Annotated in this window: 23 protein-coding genes; 21 read left to right on the top strand and 2 right to left on the bottom strand. The window is 71.7% G+C overall.

The features are described 5' to 3' along the window. The first annotated feature begins 80 nt into the window (after nucleotides 1-80). The 7 genes from aroC to nusB all read left to right on the top strand — a co-directional run bounded on the left by aroC (nucleotide 81) and on the right by nusB (nucleotide 6,338). On the top strand, nucleotides 81-1,265 hold the full coding sequence (gene aroC / locus ACWCPM_RS05050; protein ID WP_450974740.1) for a chorismate synthase: 1,185 nt from the start codon (nucleotides 81-83) through the stop codon (nucleotides 1,263-1,265). Next, complete coding sequence (locus ACWCPM_RS05045) at nucleotides 1,262-1,777, top strand: shikimate kinase (RefSeq protein ID WP_450974739.1); 516 nt, start codon at nucleotides 1,262-1,264, stop codon at nucleotides 1,775-1,777. Before aroC ends, ACWCPM_RS05045 begins: the two co-directional genes overlap by 4 nt. After that, entirely contained in the window at nucleotides 1,774-2,865 is a 1,092-nt protein-coding gene (gene aroB, locus ACWCPM_RS05040) for a 3-dehydroquinate synthase (RefSeq protein WP_450974738.1), read from the top strand. The genes ACWCPM_RS05045 and aroB overlap by 4 nt, the downstream gene beginning before the upstream one ends. A gap of 163 nt (nucleotides 2,866-3,028) precedes the next feature. Continuing rightward, nucleotides 3,029-3,892 (top strand): Pro-rich N-terminal domain-containing protein, encoded by an 864-nt coding sequence (locus ACWCPM_RS05035; protein WP_450974737.1) that lies wholly within the window; start codon nucleotides 3,029-3,031, stop codon nucleotides 3,890-3,892. 274 nt (nucleotides 3,893-4,166) lie between these two features. Beyond that, nucleotides 4,167-5,270: an aminopeptidase P family protein gene (locus tag ACWCPM_RS05030; protein ID WP_450974736.1), complete on the top strand. Its 1,104-nt coding sequence runs from the start codon at nucleotides 4,167-4,169 to the stop codon at nucleotides 5,268-5,270. A gap of 61 nt (nucleotides 5,271-5,331) precedes the next feature. Next, on the top strand, nucleotides 5,332-5,898 hold the full coding sequence (efp, locus tag ACWCPM_RS05025) for an elongation factor P (RefSeq protein WP_450974735.1): 567 nt from the start codon (nucleotides 5,332-5,334) through the stop codon (nucleotides 5,896-5,898). 2 nt (nucleotides 5,899-5,900) lie between these two features. After that, on the top strand, nucleotides 5,901-6,338 hold the full coding sequence (gene nusB, locus ACWCPM_RS05020; RefSeq protein ID WP_450974734.1) for a transcription antitermination factor NusB: 438 nt from the start codon (nucleotides 5,901-5,903) through the stop codon (nucleotides 6,336-6,338). 179 nt (nucleotides 6,339-6,517) lie between these two features. Here the strand turns inward: nusB and bldD are convergent, their stop codons facing one another. Beyond that, on the bottom strand, nucleotides 6,518-7,021 hold the full coding sequence (gene bldD, locus ACWCPM_RS05015) for a transcriptional regulator BldD (protein ID WP_450974733.1): 504 nt from the start codon (nucleotides 7,019-7,021) through the stop codon (nucleotides 6,518-6,520). Nucleotides 7,022-7,298: 277 nt separating this feature from the next. On the opposite strand from bldD, the gene pyrR reads away from it, so the two are divergent. The 14 genes from pyrR (at nucleotide 7,299) to ACWCPM_RS04945 (ending at nucleotide 23,861) form a co-directional block, all read left to right on the top strand. After that, nucleotides 7,299-7,859: a bifunctional pyr operon transcriptional regulator/uracil phosphoribosyltransferase PyrR gene (pyrR, locus tag ACWCPM_RS05010; protein ID WP_401677425.1), complete on the top strand. Its 561-nt coding sequence runs from the start codon at nucleotides 7,299-7,301 to the stop codon at nucleotides 7,857-7,859. Nucleotides 7,860-7,963: 104 nt separating this feature from the next. Then, the gene (locus ACWCPM_RS05005; protein WP_450974732.1) at nucleotides 7,964-8,941 is read left to right on the top strand and encodes an aspartate carbamoyltransferase catalytic subunit; all 978 of its coding nucleotides are present in this window, start codon (nucleotides 7,964-7,966) and stop codon (nucleotides 8,939-8,941) included. A gap of 5 nt (nucleotides 8,942-8,946) precedes the next feature. Next, nucleotides 8,947-10,233: a dihydroorotase gene (locus ACWCPM_RS05000; protein ID WP_450974731.1), complete on the top strand. Its 1,287-nt coding sequence runs from the start codon at nucleotides 8,947-8,949 to the stop codon at nucleotides 10,231-10,233. After that, nucleotides 10,230-10,799, top strand: a complete 570-nt coding sequence (locus ACWCPM_RS04995; protein WP_450974730.1) for a PH-like domain-containing protein — start codon at nucleotides 10,230-10,232, stop codon at nucleotides 10,797-10,799. Before ACWCPM_RS05000 ends, ACWCPM_RS04995 begins: the two co-directional genes overlap by 4 nt. Continuing rightward, nucleotides 10,796-11,938 (top strand): glutamine-hydrolyzing carbamoyl-phosphate synthase small subunit, encoded by a 1,143-nt coding sequence (carA, locus tag ACWCPM_RS04990; RefSeq protein WP_450974729.1) that lies wholly within the window; start codon nucleotides 10,796-10,798, stop codon nucleotides 11,936-11,938. Before ACWCPM_RS04995 ends, carA begins: the two co-directional genes overlap by 4 nt. Continuing rightward, entirely contained in the window at nucleotides 11,931-15,239 is a 3,309-nt protein-coding gene (gene carB, locus ACWCPM_RS04985; RefSeq protein ID WP_450974728.1) for a carbamoyl-phosphate synthase large subunit, read from the top strand. The genes carA and carB overlap by 8 nt, the downstream gene beginning before the upstream one ends. A 90-nt stretch (nucleotides 15,240-15,329) precedes the next feature. After that, entirely contained in the window at nucleotides 15,330-16,436 is a 1,107-nt protein-coding gene (locus ACWCPM_RS04980; RefSeq protein ID WP_450974727.1) for a quinone-dependent dihydroorotate dehydrogenase, read from the top strand. Beyond that, the gene (pyrF, locus tag ACWCPM_RS04975; protein ID WP_450974726.1) at nucleotides 16,433-17,278 is read left to right on the top strand and encodes an orotidine-5'-phosphate decarboxylase; all 846 of its coding nucleotides are present in this window, start codon (nucleotides 16,433-16,435) and stop codon (nucleotides 17,276-17,278) included. Before ACWCPM_RS04980 ends, pyrF begins: the two co-directional genes overlap by 4 nt. Nucleotides 17,279-17,534: 256 nt before the next feature. Beyond that, nucleotides 17,535-17,858, top strand: a complete 324-nt coding sequence (locus ACWCPM_RS04970) for an integration host factor (RefSeq protein WP_003977346.1) — start codon at nucleotides 17,535-17,537, stop codon at nucleotides 17,856-17,858. 62 nt (nucleotides 17,859-17,920) lie between these two features. Beyond that, nucleotides 17,921-18,478, top strand: a complete 558-nt coding sequence (gene gmk / locus ACWCPM_RS04965) for a guanylate kinase (RefSeq protein WP_450974725.1) — start codon at nucleotides 17,921-17,923, stop codon at nucleotides 18,476-18,478. Nucleotides 18,479-18,529: 51 nt separating this feature from the next. Beyond that, entirely contained in the window at nucleotides 18,530-18,802 is a 273-nt protein-coding gene (gene rpoZ, locus ACWCPM_RS04960) for a DNA-directed RNA polymerase subunit omega (RefSeq protein ID WP_003988945.1), read from the top strand. Nucleotides 18,803-18,927: 125 nt separating this feature from the next. Continuing rightward, nucleotides 18,928-20,133: a bifunctional phosphopantothenoylcysteine decarboxylase/phosphopantothenate--cysteine ligase CoaBC gene (gene coaBC, locus ACWCPM_RS04955; RefSeq protein ID WP_450974919.1), complete on the top strand. Its 1,206-nt coding sequence runs from the start codon at nucleotides 18,928-18,930 to the stop codon at nucleotides 20,131-20,133. 236 nt (nucleotides 20,134-20,369) lie between these two features. Then, on the top strand, nucleotides 20,370-21,578 hold the full coding sequence (gene metK, locus ACWCPM_RS04950; RefSeq protein WP_450974724.1) for a methionine adenosyltransferase: 1,209 nt from the start codon (nucleotides 20,370-20,372) through the stop codon (nucleotides 21,576-21,578). A 129-nt stretch (nucleotides 21,579-21,707) separates the two neighbouring features. Further along, nucleotides 21,708-23,861, top strand: coding sequence for a primosomal protein N' (locus ACWCPM_RS04945; RefSeq protein WP_450974723.1), 2,154 nt, complete (start codon nucleotides 21,708-21,710; stop codon nucleotides 23,859-23,861). 338 nt (nucleotides 23,862-24,199) lie between these two features. Here ACWCPM_RS04945 and ACWCPM_RS04940 read toward each other — a convergent pair whose 3' ends face one another. Beyond that, the gene (locus ACWCPM_RS04940) at nucleotides 24,200-24,742 is read right to left on the bottom strand and encodes a hypothetical protein (protein ID WP_450974722.1); all 543 of its coding nucleotides are present in this window, start codon (nucleotides 24,740-24,742) and stop codon (nucleotides 24,200-24,202) included. Nucleotides 24,743-24,790 lie beyond the last annotated feature (48 nt).

Below are 24,790 nucleotides of genomic sequence, written 5' to 3'. Positions count from 1 at the left end.
GCACCCGGGTCTGCGCCACCGCGCTACGCGAGCAGACGTGTATGCCGGTCACCACCGGGCGCGAGCACAGAGGAGCACCGTTGAGCAGGTTGCGCTGGCTGACCGCGGGGGAGTCCCACGGTCCCGCACTCGTCGCGACGCTGGAGGGCCTTCCCGCCGGCGTGCCGATCACCACGGAGATGGTGGCGGACCACCTGGCGAGGCGGCGGCTCGGCTATGGACGCGGTGCGCGCATGAAGTTCGAGCAGGACCAGGTGACCTTCCTCGGTGGTGTGCGGCACGGGCTGACGCTGGGCTCGCCGGTCGCCGTCATGGTCGGCAACACCGAGTGGCCCAAGTGGGAGAAGGTCATGGCGGCCGACCCCGTGGACGCGGACGAGCTGGCCGCGCTGGCCCGCAACGCCCCGCTGACCCGCCCCCGGCCCGGCCACGCCGACCTCGCCGGCATGCAGAAGTACGGCTTCGACGAGGCCCGTCCGATCCTGGAGCGGGCGTCGGCACGGGAGACCGCGGCCCGCGTGGCGCTGGGCGCGGTCGCGCGCTCGTACCTCAAGGAGACCGCCGGTATCGAGATCGTCAGCCATGTCGTGGAGCTCGCGGCGGCGAAGGCCCCCTACGGCGTCTACCCGACCCCGGCCGACGTGGAGAAGCTGGACGCCGACCCGGTGCGCTGCCTGGACGCCGACGCGTCGAAGGCGATGGTCGCGGAGATCGACCAGGCCCACAAGGACGGCGACACGCTCGGCGGAGTCGTCGAGGTGCTCGCGTACGGCGTGCCGGTGGGCCTCGGCTCGCATGTGCACTGGGACCGCCGCCTGGACGCCCGGCTGGCCGCCGCGCTGATGGGTATCCAGGCGATCAAGGGCGTCGAGGTCGGCGACGGCTTCGAGCTGGCCCGGGTGCCGGGCTCGCAGGCGCACGACGAGATCGTCACCTCGGACGACGGCATCCGGCGCGCCACCGGCCGCTCCGGCGGCACCGAGGGCGGCCTGACCACCGGTGAGCTGCTGCGGGTGCGCGCGGCCATGAAGCCGATCGCGACCGTGCCGCGGGCTCTGCGGACGGTCGACGTGGTCACCGGCGAGGCCGCCCAGGCCCACCACCAGCGCTCGGACGTGTGCGCGGTCCCGGCCGCCGGCATCGTCGCCGAGGCGATGGTCGCGCTGGTCCTTGCGGACGCGGTCGCGGAGAAGTTCGGCGGCGACAGCGTGACCGAGACCGCCCGCAACGTGCGCTCCTACCTCGACCACCTGGTGATCCGGTGAGCGGGCCGCTGGCCGTGCTCGTCGGCCCCATGGGTGTCGGCAAGTCCACCGTGGGCCGGCTGCTCGCCGAGCGGCTCGGTGTCGGCTTCCGGGACACCGACGAGGACGTCGTCGCCGAACAGGGCCGCACCGTCGCCGACATCTTCGTCGAGGACGGCGAGGCCGCCTTCCGCGCGCTGGAGAAGCGGGCGGTGCGCACGGCGCTGGCCGAGCACACCGGGGTGCTGGCGCTGGGCGGCGGCGCCGTGCTCGACGTCGGCTCGCGCGAGCTGCTCGCCGGGCACCAGGTCGTCTATCTGTCCATGGACGTCGAGGAGGCGGTCCGGCGGACCGGCCTGAACGCGGCCCGGCCGCTGCTGGCCATCAACCCGCGCAAGCAGTGGCGGGAGCTGATGGAGGCCCGACGGCATCTGTACGAGGAGGTGGCGCGGTCGGTCGTGGCCACGGACCACCGTACGCCCGAAGAGGTCACCCAAGAGGTGCTGAACGCCCTGGAGTTGAAGGAAGCATGAGCGAGTCAGTGACGCGGATCCAGGTCGGCGGCACCGCGGGCAGTGAGCCGTACGAGGTCCTGGTGGGCCGTCAACTGCTCGAAGAACTCGGCGGTCTGATCGGTGAGCGGGTCAAGCGGGTCGCCGTCATCCACCCCGAGGCCCTCGCCGAGACCGGCGAGGCGCTGCGCGCCGACCTGGCCGAGCAGGGCTTCGAGGCGGTCGCCATCCAGGTGCCGAACGCGGAGGAGGCCAAGACGGCCGAGGTCGCCGCGTACTGCTGGAAGGCGCTCGGCCAGTCCGGCTTCACCCGCACCGACGTCGTCGTGGGCGTCGGCGGCGGCGCGACCACCGACCTCGCCGGCTTCGTGGCCGCGACCTGGCTGCGCGGGGTCCGCTGGATCGCGATCCCCACCACGGTCCTCGCCATGGTCGACGCGGCCGTCGGCGGCAAGACCGGCATCAACACGGCCGAGGGCAAGAACCTGGTGGGCGCCTTCCACCCGCCCGCCGGCGTCCTGTGCGACCTCGCCGCGCTGGACTCCCTCCCGGTCAACGACTACGTCTCCGGACTCGCCGAGGTCATCAAGGCGGGCTTCATCGCCGACCCGGCGATCCTGGAGCTCATCGAGTCCGACCCGGAGGCGGCGCGCACGCCCGCCGGACCGCACACGGCCGAGCTCGTGGAGCGCTCGATCCGCGTCAAGGCCGAGGTCGTCTCCTCCGACCTGAGGGAGTCGGGACTGCGCGAGATCCTCAACTACGGCCACACCCTCGGCCACGCCATCGAGAAGAACGAGCGCTACCAGTGGCGGCACGGCGCCGCGGTATCCGTGGGCATGCACTTCGCCGCCGAACTGGGCCGGCTCGCGGGCCGGCTGGACGACGCCACGGCCGACCGGCACCGCGCGATCCTGGAGGCCGTCGGGCTGCCGCTGCACTACCGCTACGACCAGTGGCCCAAGCTGCTCCAGACGATGAAGGTCGACAAGAAGTCCCGCGGCGACATGCTGCGCTTCATCGTCCTGGACGGCCTGGCCAAGCCGACGGTCCTGGAAGGACCCGACCCGGCGATGCTGCTCGCGGCGTACGGCGAGGTCGGCCAGTAGATCCGGCGAGCAGCCCGGTACGTCCCGCGGGGCCCCTTCCGCCCGATTCCCCTTGCTCCGCCGGGCACTTCGGGCCGTCCCCCGCCGTTCACCAAAGAACGGCGGGGGACGGTACCGTTCGGTAGCGAGCGCCAATTGCCTGGACGAGACGGAGTGGCACCGGATGCAGCACGCAGTGGGGTCTCCGCTGCCGCCGCCCCACCAGCCGGGGCAGGGACCGGCCGGCGGCTGGTCGCCGAACGCACAACACCCGGGTCCGGGTCCGCACCACCAGGGGTACGTGCCCGCCGTCCCGCCGGGGCCCGCCCCCGTGCCGCCGCCCCCCGGTTACTCGGGCCCCCCGCCCTCGGCTCCGCACCACCCCCCGACGGCACCGCCGGCCCCGGACACCACGGGCCACGTCCGGCTGCCGCCCGGCGGCCCGGTGACGATGCCTTCCGTCGCGGCCACCACCGTCGCCGACCCGGGGGTCACCCCCCTCGCCGTGCTGCTCATCGGCCCGGCGGGCGCGGGCAAGACCAGCGTGGCCAAGTACTGGGCGGACCACCGCCGGGTGCCCACGGCCCACATCAGTCTCGACGACGTACGCGAATGGGTCCGCTCGGGCTTCGCCGATCCCCAGTCCGGCTGGAACGACCACTCCGAGGCGCAGTACCGCCTGGCCCGCCGCACCTGCGGCTTCGCCGCGCGCAACTTCCTCGCCAACGGCATCTCCTGCATCCTCGACGACGCGGTCTTCCCCGACCGCCCCGTGGTGGGTCTGGGCGGCTGGAAGCGTCACGTCGGCCCCGGCCTGCTGCCCGTCGTCCTGCTTCCCGGCCTGGACATCGTCCTGGAACGCAACGCGGAACGCTCGGGCAACCGCCGCCTCGGCGACGAGGAGGTGGCCCGCATCCATGGCCGTATGGCCGGCTGGTATGGCTCGGGCCTGCCCATCATCGACAACTCGCAACTGGACGTCCCCGGCACTGCCCGAGTCCTGGACGAGGTCCTCACCCGCTCCATAGCGAGCCCCCCGAGCTGGTGACCCGAGAAGCACCGGGAGGTGAGAGCCCCGACGCCCCGCGCCTGCCGACGCCGCAACGGCTCCGCCCAGAAGGGGCGCGGGGAACCGCGCGACCAGCCCCCACCGGGCGGTAGCCACCGCAGACGCCCCGCCCACCCAAGCCGCCCCGAGAGAACCCCCGCCCACCGCAAGCCGCCCCGATCAGATCCCCCCACATCCCCGGGCGCCGCGCACGCGACCGCCCACTCGGCCTCCCCGAGCGGCGCCCTCGCCCCGAAGCTCTTACGCTCGGCACATGTCAGAGGTGTACGCGACCCGCCGAACCCGGCTACGGGAGCGCTGCAACGCGGCCGGCAGCGCGGCGGCGCTGATCTCCCGGCCCGCCAACGTGCGCTACCTCGCGGGCGCGGCCCCCCACGGTGCCGTACTGCTGCTGGGCAAGCACGAGGACCTGCTGGTCAGCCCCGCACCCCCGGAAGCCCGCCCCACCGAGGGCCGCCTGGACGAGACCCTGCGCCTGCACACGCTCCCCGCCCCTGGCGACTCCGCCGTCGCCGCCGCCGACCTCGCCACCGACCAGGGCTCCGACTCCCTAGCCGTCGAGGAACACGACCTCACCGTCGCCCGCCACCGGGCGATCGGCTCGACCGCCCCCGCCCTTCGCCTCGCCGATCTCGGCAACGCCGTCGAGCAGCTCCGGGTGGTCAAGGACGAGGAAGAGATCTCCTGCCTCCGCATCGGCGCCGAGATCGCCGACCAGGCCCTCGGTGAGCTCCTGGAGTCCATCCTGGTGGGCCGCACCGAGCGCCATCTCGCCCTGGAACTCGAACGCCGCCTCGTCGACCACGGCGCCGACGGCCCCGCCTTCCCCACCTCCGTCGCGACCGGCGCCAACTCGGGCAGACGCGGTCACCGCCCGACGGACCGCCGCGTCGAGGAGGGTGATTTCCTCTCCGTCTGCCTCGGCGCGACCTACCGCGGCTACCGTTGCGAGATCGGCCGCACCTTCGTCATCGGCACCTCTCCGGCGGACTGGCAGATCGAGCTGTACGACCTGGTCTTCGCCGCTCAGCGGGCCGGCCGGGAGATGCTCGCCCCCGGCTCGGCATACCGTGAGGTGGACCGCGCGGCACGCCAGGTGCTCGACTGCGCCGGGTACGGGCAGGGCCTCCCGGGGCTCATCGGTCACGGTGTGGGGCTCGAAATCGACGAGGACCCTCAATTGGCGCCCACGGCCATGGGTAAACTGGACGCTTGCGTGCCGGTCACCGTCGAACCGGGGGTCCACCTCCCGGGCCGGGGTGGTGTCCGGATCGATGACACGCTCGTCGTACGCCCCGAGGCGGACGGCGGACCCGAGCTACTCACCATCACGACCAAGGAGCTGCTGGCGCTCTAGCCTCAGAGCTGTCGCGCCGGCCCCCGGGTCGTCCACGTACGTCCAGGAGATTGAAGCAACCGTGGCTTCCACGAACGACCTCAAGAACGGCCTGGTGCTCAAGCTCGAAGGCGGCCAGCTCTGGTCCGTCGTCGAGTTCCAGCACGTCAAGCCCGGCAAGGGCCCGGCCTTCGTGCGCACCAAGCTGAAGAACGTGCTCTCCGGCAAGGTCGTCGACAAGACGTTCAACGCCGGCGTCAAGGTCGAGACGGCCACTGTCGACAAGCGTGACATGCAGTTCTCGTACATGGACGGCGAGTACTTCGTCTTCATGGACATGCAGACGTACGACCAGCTGATGATCGACCGCAAGGCCGTCGGTGACTCCGCCAACTTCCTGATCGAGGGCTTCACCGCCACGGTCGCGCAGCACGAGGGCGAGGTGCTCTTCGTCGAGCTGCCGGCCGCCGTCGAGCTCGTCATCCAGGAGACCGAGCCGGGCGTCCAGGGCGACCGTTCCACCGGTGGCACCAAGCCCGCCACCCTGGAGACCGGTCACCAGATCCAGGTCCCGCTCTTCATCACCACCGGTGAGAAGATCAAGGTCGACACCCGCACCAGCGACTACCTCGGCCGGGTGAACAGCTAACCGTGGCTGCCCGCAACACGGCCCGCAAGCGCGCCTTTCAGATCCTCTTCGAGGGCGACCAGCGCGGTGCCGACGTCCTGACGGTCCTCGCCGACTGGATCCGGCACTCGCGGACCGACACCCGGCAGCCGCCGGTGAGCGAGTTCACGATGCAGTTGGTCGAGGGGTACGCGCAGTACGCGACGCGGATCGACGAGCTGATCGCCCAGTACTCGGTCGGCTGGACGCTGGACCGGATGCCGGTGGTGGACCGCAACATCCTGCGGCTCGGCGCGTACGAGCTGATCTGGGTCGACGAGACCCCGGACGCGGTCGTGCTGGACGAGATGGTGCAGCTGGCGAAGGAGTTCTCGACGGACGAGTCGCCGTCGTTCGTCAACGGACTGCTCGGCCGGCTGAAGGACCTCAAGCCCTCGCTGCGGCGCACCGCCGAGGACTGAGCACTCCCCGGAACGCCGGAGGACCGCAGCGCGGACTGCGGCCCTCCGGCGTTCTCCCGTCAGCCGGGCTCCACAGCGACGTCCGGCGCCCACCAGGCGCTCAGAAAGCCGCCGGGGTGGCCGGAACCGTGAAGTTCCGGCCACCCCGGCGGCACGTTTCTGCTCAGGCGGCAGACGGCTCAGGCCTCGTCGTGCGACGCCACCGCGCGACGCGCGTCCGCGTCCAGCACACCCCAGCTGATCAGCTGCTCGGTGAGGACCGAGGGCGACTGGTCGTAGATGACGGCGAGGGTGCGCAGGTCGTCCTGGCGGATCGAGAGCACCTTGCCGTTGTAGTCGCCGCGCTGCGACTGGATCGTGGCCGCGTAGCGCTGCAGGGGGCCCGCCTTCTCGGCCGGCACCGTGGCCAGCCGCTCCAGGTCGAGGACCAGCTTCGGCGGCGGCTCGGCGGCGCCACCGGGGGTCGTACCGGGAAGGAGCTCCTGGACCGGGACGCCGTAGAAGTCCGCCAGCTCGGCAAGGCGCTGCACGGTCACGGCGCGGTCGCCGCGCTCGTAGGACCCGACCACTACCGCCTTCCAGCGTCCCTGTGACTTCTCCTCGACACCGTGGAGGGAAAGGCCCTGCTGGGTGCGGATGGCCCGGAGCTTGGCCCCGAGCTGTTTGGCGTATTCGCTGGACATATGGCTCCCCGGACACTGTGTCGACGCGACTGGTGTGATTCCCCGCCGCGCGGCTGGTAACTCACTGTGAGGTTACGCAGCGTTACTCTTCTGCGTCAAGCCGAATGGTCCGCACCGACTCTTCCGTGGTATCGCTCGCGGATTGGGCCGAACGGGTGATCCGGTGACCCCGTGGGGGGTGATCAGGGGTGTCGCCGCGGCCTGCTACGGTGGATGGCGCAAATCCCGACGTCCTTTAAGGTCCGTCCCGTGAGGCGGAGAAGGAGGTCCGTTTCGTATGGACACGCAAGAGTCCGATGCGCGGCCCGTGCTCGAAGGCCCCGACATCGCGCGGGTGCTGACCCGCATCGCCCACGAGATCGTCGAGCGCGCCAAGGGCGCCGACGACGTGGTGCTGCTCGGTATTCCGACCCGGGGCGTCTTCCTCGCCCAGCGGCTCGCGGTCAAGCTGGAAGAGATCACCGAGCGCAAAGTCCCGTGCGGTTCGCTGGACATCACGATGTACCGCGACGACCTGCGCATGCACCCCCCGCGCGCGCTGGCACGCACCGACATCCCCGGTGACGGCATCGACGGCAAGCTGGTCGTCCTCGTCGACGACGTCCTCTTCTCCGGCCGCACCATCCGCGCCGCCCTCGACGCCTTGAACGACATCGGGCGCCCCCGCGCGGTGCAGCTCGCGGTCCTGGTCGACCGGGGCCATCGCGAACTGCCCATCCGTGCCGACTACGTCGGCAAGAACCTCCCCACGTCGTTGCGGGAGACGGTCAAGGTCCAGCTCGCCGAGGAGGACGGTCGCGACACCGTGCTGCTCGGTGTGAAGCAGACCGCCCAGTAGCAACGGACGGCGTACGGCGGCTGCCGTGCGCCGGCGCCGCACGCCCCGGCGTGCGCCTGGTTGCCTGAATTCTCCCGAATGAACTGCCTTACGGAGCCTGAAAGATGCAGCGCCATCTCATCTCGGCCGCCGACCTCACCCGCGACGACGCCGTCCTGATCCTCGACACCGCCGAGGAGATGTCCCGGGTGGCCGACCGGCCGATCAAGAAGCTGCCGACCCTGCGCGGCCGCACCGTGGTGAACCTCTTCTTCGAGGACTCCACCCGTACCCGGATCTCCTTCGAGGCCGCCGAGAAGCGGCTGTCGGCCGATGTCATCAACTTCACCGCCAAGGGGTCCTCGGTCTCCAAGGGCGAGTCCCTGAAGGACACCGCCCAGACCCTGGAGGCCATGGGCGTCGACGCGGTCGTCATCCGGCACGGTGCCTCCGGCGCCCCGTACCGGCTCGCCAACTCGGGCTGGATCGACGCGGCGGTCATCAACGCCGGCGACGGGACCCACCAGCACCCGACCCAGGCGCTGCTCGACGCCTTCACGATGCGCCGCCGCCTGGTCGGCCGGGACGCCGGGCTCGGCCACGACCTGGCCGGCAAGCGGGTCACGCTCGTCGGCGACGTGCTGCACAGCCGGGTCGCCCGCTCCAACGTCGACCTGCTCCACACCCTCGGCGCCGAGGTCACCCTCGTCGCCCCGCCCACCCTGCTGCCGGTCGGCATCGAGACCTGGCCGTGCCAGGTCTCCTACGACCTCGACAGCACGCTGCCCAAGTCCGACGCCGTGATGATGCTGCGTGTACAGCGCGAGCGCATGAACGCCGCGTTCTTCCCGACCGAGCGCGAGTACTCGCGGCGCTACGGCCTGGACGGCGACCGGATGGCCAGGATGCCCGAGCACGCCGTCGTCATGCACCCCGGTCCGATGGTCCGGGGCATGGAGATCACCGCCGAGGTCGCCGACTCCGACCGCTGCACCGCGATCGAGCAGGTCGCCAACGGAGTCTCGATCCGGATGGCCGTCCTGTATCTGCTGCTCGGTGGAAACGAACCCGCCACCGCCACGACCCGTACCGAGGAGAAGTAGGAAAGATGAGCAAGATCCTGATCCGTGGTGCGAAGGTGCTCGGCGGCGAGCCGCAGGACGTGCTGATCGACGGCGAGATCGTCGCCGAGGTCGGCACCGGCCTCGCGGCCGAGGGCGCCGAGGTCGTCGAGGCCGGCGGCAAGGTGCTCCTGCCGGGCCTGGTCGACCTGCACACCCATCTGCGCGAGCCCGGCCGTGAGGACTCCGAGACCGTGCTGACCGGCACGCGCGCGGCCGCCTCCGGTGGCTACACCTCCGTGTTCGCCATGGCCAACACCTTCCCCGTGGCGGACACCGCCGGCGTGGTCGAGCAGGTCTGGCGACTGGGCCGGGAACACGGCTACTGCGATGTGCAGCCGATCGGCGCCGTCACCGTCGGCCTGGAGGGCAGGAAGCTCGCCGAACTGGGCGCCATGCACGAGTCGGCGGCCGGCGTCACCGTCTTCTCCGACGACGGCAAGTGCGTCGACGACGCCGTGATGATGCGCCGGGCGCTGGAGTACGTGAAGGCCTTCGACGGTGTCGTCGCCCAGCACGCGCAGGAGCCGCGGCTGACCGAGGGCGCCCAGATGAACGAGGGCGTCGTCTCCGCCGAGCTGGGGCTCGGCGGCTGGCCCGCGGTGGCCGAGGAGTCGATCATCGCCCGGGACGTCCTGCTCGCCGAGCACGTCGGCTCCCGCGTGCACATCTGCCACCTCTCGACCGCCGGGTCGGTGGAGATCGTGCGCTGGGCCAAGTCCCGCGGCATCCGCGTCACCGCCGAGGTCACCCCGCACCACCTCCTCCTCACCGACGAGCTGGTGCGCACCTACAACCCGGTCTTCAAGGTCAACCCGCCGCTGCGCACCGAGCGGGACGTGCTGACGCTGCGCGAGGCGCTCGCCGACGGCACGATCGACATCGTCGCCACCGACCACGCCCCGCACCCGCACGAGGACAAGGACTGCGAGTGGGCCGCCGCCGCGATGGGGATGGTCGGCCTGGAGACCGCGTTGTCGGTGGTCCAGGAGACGATGGTCGACACCGGGCTGCTCGGCTGGGCGGACGTCGCGGACCGGATGTCCTTCGCGCCGGCCCGGATCGGGCGGGCCACGGGGCATGGACGGCCCGTCTCGGCAGGTGAGCCCGCCAACCTCACCCTCGTCGACACGGCATACCGTGGGTCCGTGGACCCCGCGGGCTTCGCCTCGCGCAGCCGCAACACCCCGTACGAGGGCCGCGAGCTGCCGGGCCGTGTCACGCACACCTGGCTCCGGGGCAAGGCCACGCTCGTCGACGGGAAGCTCACGTGACACCTGTAATCCTGCTCGCCGCCGGTAAGGAATCGGCGGAAGTGACCGACTGGGCCGCCCGTATCGGCTGGGTCGTCGGCCTCGCCCTGTTCGTCGCGCTCGTCTACTGGCTGATGCGCGAGGGCTGGAAGTGGCGGGGCACGCTCCAGGGCGACCTGCCGGAGCTGCCCACCGCGCCGGAGGAGCCCGGCACGGCGAGACTGACCTTGACCGGTCGCTACCACGGCTCCACCACCGCCGGTCAGTGGCTGGACCGCATCGTCGCGCACGGCCTGGGCACCCGCAGCAGGGTCGAGCTCACGCTGACGGACGCGGGCCTGGACGTCGTACGCCCCGGGGCGGGCGACTTCTTCGTCCCGACGGCGGCGCTGCGCGAGGCGCGGCTCGACAAGGGCATCGCGGGCAAGGTCCTCACCGAGGGCGGACTGCTCGTCGTGACCTGGGCGCACGGCGAGCGGTTGATCGACTCCGGGTTCCGCTCCGACCACGCGGCCGAGCACAACGAGTGGGTCGACGCAATCAATTCCATGATCAACACCAGCACCACGGAAGGCGCCGAACGATGACGACCTCCACAAGGGGAACCACGAAGGTCCCCGCCGTACTCGTCCTGGAGGACGGCCGCGTCTTCCGCGGCCGCGCCTACGGGGCTGTGGGGGAGACCTTCGGCGAGGCCGTCTTCTCCACCGGCATGACCGGCTACCAGGAGACCCTCACCGACCCGTCCTACCACCGCCAGGTCGTCGTGATGACCGCCCCGCACGTCGGCAACACGGGCGTCAACGACGAGGACCCCGAGTCGCGGCGCATCTGGGTCGCCGGCTATGTCGTCCGTGACCCCGCGCGCGTGCCCTCCAACTGGCGTTCCCGCCGTTCGCTGGACGAGGAGCTGCGCAGCCAGGGCGTCGTCGGCATCTCCGGCATCGACACCCGCGCGCTCACCCGCCACCTGCGGGAGCGCGGCGCCATGCGCGTCGGCATCTTCTCCGGCAACGCCCTGCCCGACGAGGGCACGATGCTCGCCGAGGTGCGCCAGGCCCCCGAGATGCAGGGCGCGGACCTCGCCGCCGAGGTCGCGACCACCGAGCCCTACGTCGTCCCCGCGATCGGCGAGAAGAAGTTCACCGTCGCCGCCGTCGACCTCGGCATCAAGGGCATGACGCCGCACCGGATGGCCGAGCGCGGCATCGAGGTGCACGTGCTGCCCGCCACCGCGAGCGTCGAGGACGTCTACGCCGTCAATCCGGACGGCGTGTTCTTCTCCAACGGTCCGGGCGACCCGGCAACCGCCGACCACCCGGTCTCCGTGATGCGGTCCGTCCTGGAGCGCGGCACACCGCTGTTCGGCATCTGCTTCGGCAACCAGATCCTGGGCCGCGCCCTCGGCTTCGGCACCTACAAGCTGAAGTACGGCCACCGCGGCATCAACCAGCCGGTGCAGGACCGTACGACCGGGAAGGTCGAGGTCACCGCGCACAACCACGGATTCGCCGTCGACGCCCCGCTCGACCAGGTCTCCGACACCCCCTTCGGCCGCGCCGAGGTCTCCCACGTCTGCCTCAACGACGACGTGGTGGAGGGCCTCCGACTCCTCGACAAGCCGGCCTTCAGCGTCCAGTACCACCCCGAAGCGGCGGCGGGCCCGCACGACGCCGCCTATCTGTTCGACCGCTTCGTGAAGCTCATGGAGGGCCAGCGTGCCTAAGCGCACCGATATCCAGTCCGTCCTGGTCATCGGCTCCGGCCCGATCGTCATCGGCCAGGCCGCCGAGTTCGACTACTCCGGCACCCAGGCGTGCCGCGTCCTGCGCTCCGAGGGCCTGCGGGTCGTCCTCGTGAACTCCAACCCCGCGACGATCATGACCGACCCGGAGATCGCCGACGCCACCTACGTCGAGCCGATCACCCCGGAGTTCGTCGAGAAGATCATCGCCAAGGAGCGGCCCGACGCGCTGCTGCCCACGCTGGGCGGCCAGACGGCGCTCAACACGGCGATCTCGCTGCACGAGAACGGCGTGCTGGAGAAGTACGGCGTCGAGCTGATCGGCGCCAACGTGGTGGCGATCCACAAGGGCGAGGACCGCGAACAGTTCAAGGACGTCGTCGAAGAGGTCCGGCGCAAGACCGGGCACGGCGAGTCCGCCCGCTCGGTGATCTGCCACACCATGGACGACGTGCTCGGCGGCGTCGAGGAACTCGGCGGCTACCCGGTCGTGGTCCGCCCGTCCTTCACCATGGGCGGAGCCGGCTCCGGCTTCGCGCACGACGAGGAGGAGCTGCGCCGCATCGCGGGCCAGGGTCTGACGCTCTCCCCGACCACCGAGGTGCTCCTGGAGGAGTCCATCCTCGGCTGGAAGGAGTACGAGCTGGAGCTGATGCGCGACAGACACGACAACGTCGTGGTCGTCTGCTCCATCGAGAACTTCGACCCGATGGGCGTGCACACCGGCGACTCGATCACGGTCGCGCCCGCGATGACGCTCACCGACCGCGAGTACCAGATCCTGCGCGACATCGCCATCGCCGTCATCCGCGAGGTCGGCGTCGACACCGGTGGCTGCAACATCCAGTTCGCCGTCAACCCGGCCGACGGCCGTGTGATCGTCATCGAGATGAACCCGCGTGTGTCGCGTTCGTCCGCGCTGGCCTCCAAGGCGACCGGCTTCCCGATCGCGAAGATCGCCGCCAAGCTCGCCGTCGGCTACACCCTCGATGAGATCCCCAACGACATCACCCAGGAGACCCCGGCGTCCTTCGAGCCGACCCTGGACTACGTCGTCGTCAAGGCCCCCCGCTTCGCCTTCGAGAAGTTCCCGCAGGCCGACTCGACCCTGACGACCACCATGAAGTCCGTCGGTGAGGCCATGGCCATCGGCCGCAACTTCACCGAGGCGTTCCAGAAGGCGCTGCGCTCGCTGGAGAAGAAGGGCAGCCAGTTCACCTTCGTCGGCGAGCCCGGCGACAAGACGGAACTGCTGCGCGAGGCGGTGCGCCCGACCGACGGCCGGATCAACGCCGTCATGGGCGCCATCCGCGCCGGCGCGACGCCTGAGGAGGTCTTCGACCACACGAAGATCGACCCCTGGTTCGTCGACCAGCTCTTCCTCATCAAGGAGATCGCCGACGAGCTGGCGGAGTCGCCCGAGCTGACCTCGGAGCTGCTCGCCGAGGCCAAGCGGCACGGTTTCTCCGACCAGCAGATCGGCGAGATCCGCGGCCTGCGCGAGGACGTCGTCCGCGAGGTCCGGCACGCGCTCGGCGTGCGCCCGGTCTACAAGACGGTCGACACCTGCGCCGCCGAGTTCGCCGCGCGGACGCCGTACTTCTACTCGTCCTACGACGAGGAGACCGAGGTCGCGCCGCGCGAGAAGCCCGCGGTGATCATCCTGGGCTCCGGCCCCAACCGCATCGGCCAGGGCATCGAGTTCGACTACTCCTGCGTGCACGCCTCGTTCGCGCTGAGCGACGCCGGGTTCGAGACCGTGATGGTCAACTGCAACCCCGAGACCGTCTCCACGGACTACGACACCTCCGACCGGCTGTACTTCGAGCCGCTCACGCTGGAGGACGTGCTGGAGATCGTGCACGCCGAGCAGCAGGCCGGCCCGGTCGCGGGCGTGGTCGTGCAGCTCGGCGGCCAGACCCCGCTGGGCCTGGCGCAGGCGCTGAAGGACAACGGTGTGCCGATCGTCGGCACACCCCCGGAGGCCATCCACGCCGCCGAGGACCGCGGCGCCTTCGGCCGGGTCCTCAAGGAGGCCGGTCTGCCGGCCCCCAAGCACGGCACGGCCACCACCTTCACCGAGGCCAAGGCCATCGCCGACGAGATCGGCTACCCGGTCCTCGTCCGCCCGTCGTACGTCCTGGGCGGACGCGGCATGGAGATCGTCTACGACGAGACCCGGCTGGAGTCCTACATCGCCGAGTCCACCGAGATCAGCCCCTCGCGGCCGGTCCTGGTCGACCGCTTTCTGGACGACGCGATCGAGATCGACGTGGACGCCCTCTACGACGGTGAGGAGCTCTACCTCGGCGGCGTCATGGAGCACATCGAGGAGGCCGGCATCCACTCCGGCGACTCGGCGTGCGCCCTGCCCCCGATCACGCTCGGCGGCTTCGACATCAAGCGCCTGCGCGCCTCGACCGAGGCGATCGCCAAGGGCGTCGGCGTCCGCGGCCTGATCAACATCCAGTTCGCCATGGCGGGCGACATCCTCTACGTCCTGGAGGCCAACCCGCGCGCGTCCCGTACGGTCCCCTTCACCTCGAAGGCGACCGCCGTGCCGCTGGCCAAGGCCGCCGCCCGTATCTCGCTGGGCGCGACCGTCGCGGAACTGCGCGCCGAGGGCCTGCTCCCCGCCCGGGGCGACGGCGGCGAGCTGCCGCTGGACGCGCCGATCTCCGTCAAGGAGGCCGTGCTGCCCTGGACGCGCTTCCGCGACACCTCCGGCCGCGGCGTGGACACCATCCTCGGCCCCGAGATGCGCTCCACCGGCGAGGTCATGGGCATCGACTCGGTCTTCGGCACGGCGTACGCCAAGTCGCAGGCCGCCGCCTACGGCCCGCTGCCCACCAAGGGCCGCGCCTTCATCTCGGTCGCCAACCGCGACAAGCGCTCGATGATCTTCCCGGCGCGTGAACTGGTCGCGCACGGCTTCGAACTGCTCGCCACGTCCGGCACGGCCGAGGTGCTCAAGCGCAACGGCATCCACGCCACCGTCGTGCGCAAGCAGTCCGAGGGCACCGGCCCGAACGGCGAGAAGACCATCGTCCAGCTGATCCACGACGGCGAGGTCGACCTCATCGTCAACACCCCGTACGGCACCGGCGGCCGCCTCGACGGCTACGACATCCGTACGGCGGCCGTGGCGCGGTCCGTGCCGTGCCTGACGACGGTCCAGGCGCTCGCCGCCGCCGTCCAGGGCATCGACGCGCTCCACCACGGGGACGTGGGCGTCCGGTCGCTCCAGGAACACGCCGAAGTGATGACCGCGGCCCGCGACTAGCGGCCCCGAGGGGGACACCGGAAACGGTGTCCCCCTCTTCGCGAGGACGACGAGTCCTCGCACCTGTCTTCCCTGTCTTCGTGAGGACACATGTACAAGATCTTCTTCAGTCTGGTCTTCCGGCGCATGGACGCCGAGCGCGCACACCACCTCGCCTTCCGCTGGATCCGTCTCGCCGTCCGCGTCCCCGTGCTGCGCACCTTCGTCGCGGCCGTGCTGGCACCCCGGTACGAGGAGCTGCGCACGGAGGCTCTCGGCCTGCGTATGCACGGCCCCTTCGGGCTCGCCGCCGGCTTCGACAAGAACGCCGTCGCCGTCGACGGCATGGCGATGCTCGGTTTCGACCATGTCGAGATCGGCACGGTGACCGGTGAGGCGCAGCCCGGCAACCCCGCGAAGCGGCTGTTCCGCCTGGTCCCGGACCGCGCGCTGATCAACCGCATGGGCTTCAACAACGACGGCTCCCTGACCGTCGCCGCCCGTCTGGCCTCGCGCGAGCCGGTCTTCCGCACGGTCGTGGGCGTCAACATCGGCAAGACCAAGGTCGTGCCCGAGGCCGAGGCCGTCCTGGACTACGTCAAGTCGGCGGAGCGGCTGGCGCCGTACGCCGACTACCTGGTCGTCAACGTCTCCTCGCCCAACACTCCGGGGCTGCGCGACCTCCAGGCCGTCGGCCATCTGCGGCCGCTGCTCACGGCCGTCCGCGAGGCCGCCGACCGCATGGTGACCACCCGGCGCGTCCCCCTCCTGGTGAAGATCGCGCCCGACCTGGCGGACGAGGACGTCGACGCCGTCGCCGACCTCGCGCTCGAACTGGGTCTGGACGGGATCATCGCCACGAACACCACCATCGCCCGCGCGGGACTGGGCCTGAAGGCCGACCCCTCGCTGGTCGAGGAGGTCGGCGGCCTCTCCGGGGCCCCGCTGAGGGCCCGCTCCCTGGAGGTGCTGCGCCGTCTGTACGCGCGCGTGGGCGACCGCATCACCCTGGTCGGCGTGGGCGGCGTCGAGAACGCCGAGGACGCCTGGCAGCGCATCCTGGCCGGCGCCACCCTGGTGCAGGGCTACAGCGCCTTCGTCTACGAGGGGCCCTTCTGGGCCCGCGCGATCCACAAGGGCCTCGCCGCCCGCCTGCGCACGAGCCCGTACGCCACGCTCGCCGACGCCGTCGGCGCCGATGTGAGGAAGGCCGCATGAGCCTCGAACCCTTCGGCGCACGCCTGCGCCGCGCCATGGACGAACGCGGTCCGCTCTGCGTGGGCATCGACCCGCACGCCTCGCTGCTCGCCGACTGGGGCCTGAACGACGACGTCGGCGGCCTGGAGCGGTTCAGCCGCACCGTCGTCGAGGCGCTCGCCGGCCGGGTCGCCGTCCTCAAGCCGCAGAGCGCCTTCTTCGAGCGCTTCGGCTCGCGCGGCGTGGCCGTGCTGGAGAAGGCCGTCGCGGAGGCACGGGCGGCCGGCGCGCTGGTCGTCATGGACGCCAAGCGCGGCGACATCGGCTCGACCATGGCCGCGTACGCCGAGTCGTTCCTGCACAAGGACGCCCCGCTGTTCTCCGACGCCCTGACCGTCTCGCCGTATCTCGGCTACGGGTCGCTGAAGCCGGCCGTGGAGCTGGCGCGGGAGAACGGCGCGGGCCTGTTCGTGCTGGCCCTGACCTCCAATCCGGAGGGCGCCGAGGTCCAGCACGCGATGCGCGCGGACGGCCGCACCGTGGGCGCGACCGTGCTGGCCCACCTCGCCGCGGAGAACGCGGGGGAGGAGCCGCTCGGCTCCTTCGGCGCGGTCGTCGGCGCCACGCTCGGTGACCTCTCGTCGTACGACCTCGGCGCCGTCAACGGCCCCCTGCTCGCGCCCGGTATCGGCGCCCAGGGAGCGACTGCGGCCGATCTGCCCGCGGTCTTCGGGTCCGCCGTGCGCAACGTCGTGCCGAACGTCAGCAGGGGGGTGCTGAGGCACGGGCCGGACGTGGCCGCTCTGCGGACCGCCGCGGACCGCTTCGCCCGGGAGGTCGGGGCCGCGGTGGCCGCGGCCTGAGGGCCCCGACCAGGCGTTCGGGGAGCGCTCGAGGCTGGATACATCCTCAAATCCGGGGCAGTATGTCTGGAATATCCTGTCCTGACAGAGGCTGACCAGGACTTTTCCGCTGTTCTCACTGACTCTGGCGTGCTTGACCGCTAGTCTCCGACGAGAGCCAACGGGCAAGCGTGTTGCTCGTAGCTCCCCTGGTGTGGGGCGACTAGGTTCCTCACCGGTCCGTATCCGACAGTTCGACATCCGAGGTGACGTAGGCGTGGCTCTTCCGCCCCTTACCCCCGAACAGCGCGCAGCCGCGCTCGAAAAGGCCGCCGCGGCTCGCCGGGAGCGGGCCGAGGTCAAGAATCGACTCAAGCACTCCGGCGCCTCCCTTCACGAGGTCATCAAGCAGGGCCAGGAGAACGACGTCATCGGCAAGATGAAGGTCTCCGCTCTCCTCGAGTCCCTGCCGGGCGTGGGCAAGGTCCGCGCCAAGCAGATCATGGAGCGACTCGGCATCTCCGAGAGCCGCCGCGTGCGTGGTCTCGGTTCCAACCAGATCGCCTCGCTCGAGCGTGAGTTCGGCAGCACCGGTTCCTGACCCTTCGGGGGAGTGCCCGGGCATGGTCCCGGGCACTCCGGGACGCCTGGAATAATCGCTGCATGAGTGAACGTCCGCGGCTGACCGTGCTCTCCGGACCCTCCGGGGTCGGCAAGAGCACGGTCGTCGCCCACATGCGCAAGGAACACCCCGAGGTCTGGCTCTCGGTCTCGGCGACGACCCGCAGGCCGCGCCCGGGTGAGCAGCACGGTGTCCACTACTTCTTCGTCACCGACGAGGAGATGGACAAGCTGATCGCCAACGGTGAGCTGCTGGAGTGGGCCGAATTCGCCGGCAACCGCTACGGCACGCCACGCGCGGCCGTGCTGGAACGGCTGGACAAGGGCGAGCCCGTCCTGCTGGAGATCGACCTCCAGGGCGCCCGGCAGGTGCGGGGGTCCATGCCCGACGCCCGCCTGGTGTTCCTGGCCCCGCCCTCCTGGGAGGAGCTGGTGCGCAGACTGACCGGCCGGGGCACTGAGCCGCCCGAGGTGATCGAGCGCCGGCTGGCGGCCGCGAAGGTCGAGCTGGCGGCTGAGCCGGAGTTCGACGAGACCCTGGTCAACACCTCCGTCGAGGACGTGGCGTGCGAGCTGCTAACCTTGATGGACGTTGTGTGATCGTGATTGATCGTGCATCCTGAATCTTTCCCATCCATCGGAAGGTAGAGCGTGTCCTCTTCCATCTCCGCGCCCGAGGGCATCATCAACCCGCCGATCGACGAGCTCCTCGAGGCCACCGACTCGAAGTACAGCCTCGTGATCTACGCGGCCAAGCGTGCCCGCCAGATCAACGCGTACTACTCGCAGCTCGGCGAGGGCCTCCTCGAGTACGTCGGTCCGCTCGTCGACACCCACGTGCACGAGAAGCCGCTCTCGATCGCGCTGCGCGAGATCAACGCGGGGCTGCTGACCTCGGAGGCCGTCGAAGGCCCGGCGCAGTAGCACTTCCCGCTAGCGACAGATTCGTCCACAGGCCCGGCGGCGCGACCGCCGGGCCTGTGGTGTGTCATAGACGCGTACGCGGCGCATACCGGCGCACGCGGTACATGTCGAGTCCGGGAGTCATGGTGGACAAGCCCAAGGTCGTTCTGGGGGTGAGCGGCGGCATCGCCGCTTACAAGGCGTGCGAGCTGCTGCGGCGGCTGACGGAGTCGGGTCATGACGTGCGCGTCGTGCCCACCGCCTCCGCGCTGCACTTCGTCGGCGCCGCGACCTGGTCCGCGCTCTCCGGCCACCCGGTCTCCACCGAGGTCTGGAACGACGTCCACGAGGTCCCGCACGTCCGCATCGGCCAGCACGCCGACCTGGTGGTCGTCGCTCCCGCCACCACCGACATGCTCGCCAAGGCCGCCCACGGTCTCGCCGACGACCTGCTGACGAACACGCTGCTCACCGCCCGCTGCCCGGTCGTCTTCGCCCCCGCGATGCACACCGAGATGTGGGAGCACCCGGCCACCCAGGAGAACGTGGCGACCCTGCGCCGGCGCGGCGCGATCGTCATCGAACCCGCCGTCGGCCGTCTCACCGGCGTCGACACCGGCAAGGGGCGACTGCCGGACCCGGGCGAGATCTTCGAGGTCTGCCGCCGGGTGCTGGCGCGCGGCGTCGCCGAGCCGGACCTCGAGGGCCGCCATGTCGTCGTCAGCGCCGGAGGCACCCGCGAGCCGCTCGACCCGGTCCGCTTCCTCGGCAACCGCTCCTCCGGCAAGCAGGGCTACGCCCTGGCCCGCACGGCCGCCGCCCGGGGGGCCCGCGTCACGCTGGTCGGCGCGAACACGACCGGGCTGCCCGACCCGGCCGGTGTCGACGTCGTAGCGGTCGGCACGGCCGTGCAGCTGCGCGAGGCGGTGCTGAAGGCGGCCGAGGACGCCGACGCGGTCGTCATGGCCGCCGCCGTCGCCGACTTCCGGCCCGCGACGTACGCGACCGGGAAGATCAAGAAGCAGGACGGCCAGGACCCGGAGCCCGTCGTGCTCGTACGCAACCCCGACATCCTCGCGGAGATCTCGGCCGAGCGCGCCCGCCCGGGACAGGTGGTCGTCGGCTTCGCCGCCGAGACCGACGACGTGCTCGCCAACGGACGCAAGAAGCTGGAGCGCAAGGGCTGCGACCTGCTCGTCGTCAACGAGGTGGGCGAGCGCAAGACCTTCGGCTCGGAGCAGAACGAGGCGGTGGTGCTGGGCGCCGACGGCAGCGAGACGCCCGTGCCGTACGGCCCCAAGGAGGCGCTGGCCGACATCGTCTGGGACCTGGTCGCCACGCGGCTGGGGTGAGGCCCGCGAGGCGTGCCGCTCCCTGGTTGCCGCCATTCGGGGCGTGGCGCCCCTGGCCAACATCGCCGCACATTGGGCAGAATGCCTGTGCCGCAGGTCACAGCGCTTCCGAGAGGCGAGACGGTTGACCCCGTGGCGGAGAGCGACCGATAAACTGTTCTCGGACGTCGGCGGGCGCAGCTCCCGTCCCGTCCACCCATGATCAGCCAGCAGCCGCTGCAACCCCAGGGAGCGTTGTGTCCCGTCGCCTGTTCACCTCGGAGTCAGTGACCGAGGGTCACCCCGACAAGATCGCTGACCAGATCAGCGACACCATTCTCGACGCGCTCCTGCGCGAGGACCCGTCGTCCCGGGTCGCCGTCGAAACCCTGATCACCACCGGTCTGGTGCATGTGGCCGGAGAGGTCACCACCAAGGCCTACGCGCCGATCCCGCAGCTGGTCCGGGACAAGATCCTCGACATCGGCTACGACTCCTCGAAGAAGGGCTTCGACGGCGCCTCCTGCGGTGTCTCGGTGTCGATCGGCGCGCAGTCCGCGGACATCGCGCAGGGTGTGGACACGGCGTACGAGAGCCGGGTCGAGGGCGACGACGACGAGCTGGACCGGCAGGGCGCCGGTGACCAGGGCCTGATGTTCGGCTACGCCTCGGACGAGACGCCGACCCTCATGCCGCTGCCGATCTTCCTGGCGCACCGCCTGTCGAAGCGCCTCTCCGACGTGCGCAAGAACGGCACGATCCCCTACCTGCGCCCGGACGGCAAGACGCAGGTCACCATCGAGTACGACGGTGACAAGGCCGTCCGTCTCGACACGGTCGTCGTCTCCTCGCAGCACGCCAGTGACATCGACCTGGAGTCGCTCCTCGCGCCCGACATCCGCGAGTTCGTCGTGGAGCCGGAGCTGAAGGCACTCCTCGACGACGGCATCAAGCTGGACACCGAGGGCTACCGCCTGCTGGTCAACCCCACCGGCCGCTTCGAGATCGGCGGCCCCATGGGTGACGCCGGCCTCACCGGCCGCAAGATCATCATCGACACCTACGGCGGCATGGCCCGCCACGGTGGCGGTGCCTTCTCCGGCAAGGACCCGTCCAAGGTGGACCGCTCCGCCGCGTACGCCATGCGCTGGGTCGCCAAGAACGTCGTCGCCGCGGGTCTGGCGTCCCGCTGCGAGGTGCAGGTGGCGTACGCCATCGGCAAGGCCGAGCCGGTCGGTCTGTTCGTCGAGACCTTCGGCACCCACAAGGTCGAGACCGAGAAGATCGAGAAGGCGATCGAGGAGGTCTTCGACCTCCGTCCGGCCGCCATCATCCGCGACCTCGACCTGCTCCGCCCGATCTACGCCCAGACCGCGGCGTACGGCCACTTCGGCCGTGAGCTCCCCGATTTCACCTGGGAGCGCACGGACCGCGTGGACGCGCTGCGCGCGTCCGCAGGCCTGTAGGTCCCGGCAGGACCGCCGCGCCCGACACGAGGCCCGGTTCCCTTCGGGGGGCCGGGCCTCGCGGTGTCCTGGGCCCGCGCGGGGGCACGGGCCCGCCGGTTGTCAGTGGCGTTTGGTAAGAATGCAGGCGTGAGCAGCGAGAACGGCCAGGGGGACGGCGGTGCGCAGGACGCGCCGCCGGAGCAGCTCGCGTTCATCCGGGAGAGCGTCCGCAAGGCCACCGCGCCCCGGGCCAAGCCCCGCACCTGGCGAGGGGCCGCGCTCGCCGGGGAGTTGCCCGTGGCGCGGGTGCTCGTCGACAAGGGCGTGCTGCATCTCGACCGGTACTTCGACTACGCCGTGCCCGAGGAGCTCGACGCCGACGCGCAGCCGGGCGTGCGGGTGCGGGTGCGGTTCGGGGCCGGGCGGCACCGGGTGCGGGAAGGGCGCCGTGAGGGCGGGGGCCTGATCGACGGGTTCCTCGTCGAGCGGCTGGCGGAGTCGGACTATCCGGGGCCGCTGGCGGCGCTGGCCCAGGTGGTGTCCCCGGAGCCGGTGCTGGGCGAGGAACTGCTGGGGCTCGCCCGCGCGGTCGCCGACCGGTACGCCGGGAGCCTCGCCGATGTGCTGCAGCTCGCCGTGCCGCCGCGCAGCGCCCGGGCCGAGGGACGGCCCTCGCCGGAGCCGCTGCCACCGCCCCCGCCGCCCGAGCCGGGCTCCTGGGCGCGCTACGGCAACGGCGCGGCCTTCCTGGACGCGCTGGCCGCCGGAGGGGCGCCCCGGGCCGTGTGGAACGCGCTGCCCGGCCCCGCGTGGAGCGCCGAACTCGCCCGCGCCGTCGCCGCCACACTGGCCTCGGGTCGCGGCGCGCTGGTTGTCGTACCGGATGGGCGGAGCGCCTCCCGGGTCGACGCAGAGTTGACGGCTCTGCTGGGTGAGGGGCGGCACGCGCTGTTGACCGCCGACGCGGGTCCGGAGAAGCGGTACCGGGAGTGGCTCGCCGTGCGGCGCGGGTCGGTGCGGGCCGTGGTGGGGACGCGCGCCGCCATGTTCGCGCCGGTTCGGGACCTCGGGCTCGTCGCCCTGTGGGACGACGGGGACGAGAGCCACAGCGAGCAGCACGCGCCGCAGCCGCACGCGCGGGACGTGCTGCTGCTGCGTGCTGCCCAGGACAAGTGCGCCTTTCTGCTGGGCGGTTGGAGCTGCACGGTCGAGGCCGCGCAGCTCGTGGAGAGCGGGTGGGCCCGGCCGCTGGTCGCCGCGCGCGAGCAGGTGCGCGCGTCCGCGCCGCTGGTGCGGACCGTGGGTGACCACGACCTGGCGCGGGACGAGGCCGCGCGGGCCGCACGGCTGCCGAGCCTGGCCTGGCAGGTGGTCAGGGACGGGCTGAGGCTCGGGCCCGTTCTGGTCCAGGTGCCCCGGCGGGGCTATGTCCCGCGGATGGCGTGCGCGCAGTGCCGGGCACCCGCGCGGTGCCGGCACTGCGCCGGGCCGCTGGAGGCGTGGGACGCGGGGGCGTTGCGCTGCGGGTGGTGCGGGCGCGAGGAGGGCTCGTGGCACTGCCCGGAGTGCGGGTCGTTCCGGCTGCGGGCGCAGGTCGTGGGCGCGCGGCGGACCGCCGAGGAACTGGGGCGGGCGTTTCCCGCCGTTCCGGTGCGCACGTCCGGACGGGAGCACGTGCTGGACACGGTGCCGGGGGCGCCGGCGCTCGTGGTGAGCACACCGGGGGCCGAACCCGTCGCCGAGGGCGGGTACGCGGCGGCGCTGCTGCTCGACGGCTGGGCCATGCTCGGGCGGCCCGATCTGCGGGCCGGCGAGGACGCGTTGCGGCGCTGGATCGCGGCAGCGGCGCTGGTGCGGCCGCAGGGCGACGGGGGGACAGTGGTCGTCGTCGCCGAGCCGACGTTGCGGCCCGTGCAGGCGCTGGTGCGATGGGATCCCGTGGGCCACGCGGTGCGGGAGCTGGCCGAGCGGGCGGAGTTGGGGTTCCCCCCGGTGTCGCGGATGGCGGCCGTGTCGGGGGCGCCGGAGGCGGTCGCCGACTTCCTTCGGATGGTCGAACTGCCGCCGGAGGCCGAGGTGTTGGGTCCGGTGCCGCTGCCTGTCACGCCGGTCGCGGCGGGACGCTCGCGGCGGGCCGGGGCGCCACCGGCCGGGGAGCGGTGGGTGCGGGGGCTGGTCCGGGTGCCGCCGGGGCGGGGTTCGGCTCTGGCGGCCGCGCTCAAGGCCGCCCAGGCGGCACGGACGGCGCGGGGGAGCGGGGCGGCGGTGTGGGTGCGGATCGATCCGCCGGACATCGGGTGAGGACGGGCGGATCTGGGGGCCCTGCTGGGTGGTGGGCGGCCGCCGGCACCTGCGCGGCGGGCCTCGGCGGTACGGGATTTGGGGTCCGGGGCGTGGTGGGCTGCCCGTACGGCGGGCGCACACCGTGGGCGCTGGGCGGGCGGCTCCGGTGGGCCGGGAGTGACGCAGCCGTCGTCACGGGGTGACCGTGGACCAGGTCCGAGCCTGCCCACCGGGCGTCCGGCCCCTTCCATACGGCTGCCCTCCCGGGCGTCGCCGGGAGGGCGGATCTGGCAGCCGTGGGGTGGGGGTGAGCAGCCGCGGGGCGCCTGGGGTGAGCGCGGTGGGTCGGGGTCGCGTCAGCCGTTGCGGGGACCGGGGAAAGCCGTCGGCCTGATCTCCTCGCGGAGGGACGGGCTGCCCGCCGTCGGCTGGGTCGGCATGGAGCGCGCCGCGGGAACCGTCGGCACCGAGGGGAGGCCGGCGCCGACGTTCACCGCGCGGGTCGCCGCCGACTCGGTGTTCCGCTCGGCCTCGGCGGCGGCCTGCGTGGTGGCGCGGCGGGAGCCGTAGCGGCGGTGCACCGCCTGCTTGGTGACCCCGAGGGCTGAGCCCACCGCGTCCCAGGAGAAGCCCAGCGACCGGTCGAAGTCGACCGCGGCCGTGACCAGGGTCTCGACACTGTCCCGCAGTTCCTGGGCGAGACGGACCGTCGGGGCGGGGGCGCGTCCGTAGACGACGAAGCCCGTGGAGGGGCCGGAGCGGCGCGGGCGGTAGACGTTGCCCAGCTGGGCGGTGAGGGTGCGCAGTGCGTCCACCTGCCGGCGGACCCGCTCGATGTCCCGCACCAGCAAGTGCAGGCTGGCACGAGCCTGGGCGTCGTGGGTTGCGTGGTCGGCCATGAACAAGCCTCTCGAACCGGCGTTGAGGAGAAAGGATCGGGCCGCCGA

The sequence above is a fragment of the Streptomyces sp. NPDC002309 genome (assembly GCF_053593375.1).
The sequence above is the reverse complement of the archived record's forward strand: the minus strand, read 5'-3'. Positions and strand labels throughout refer to the sequence as shown.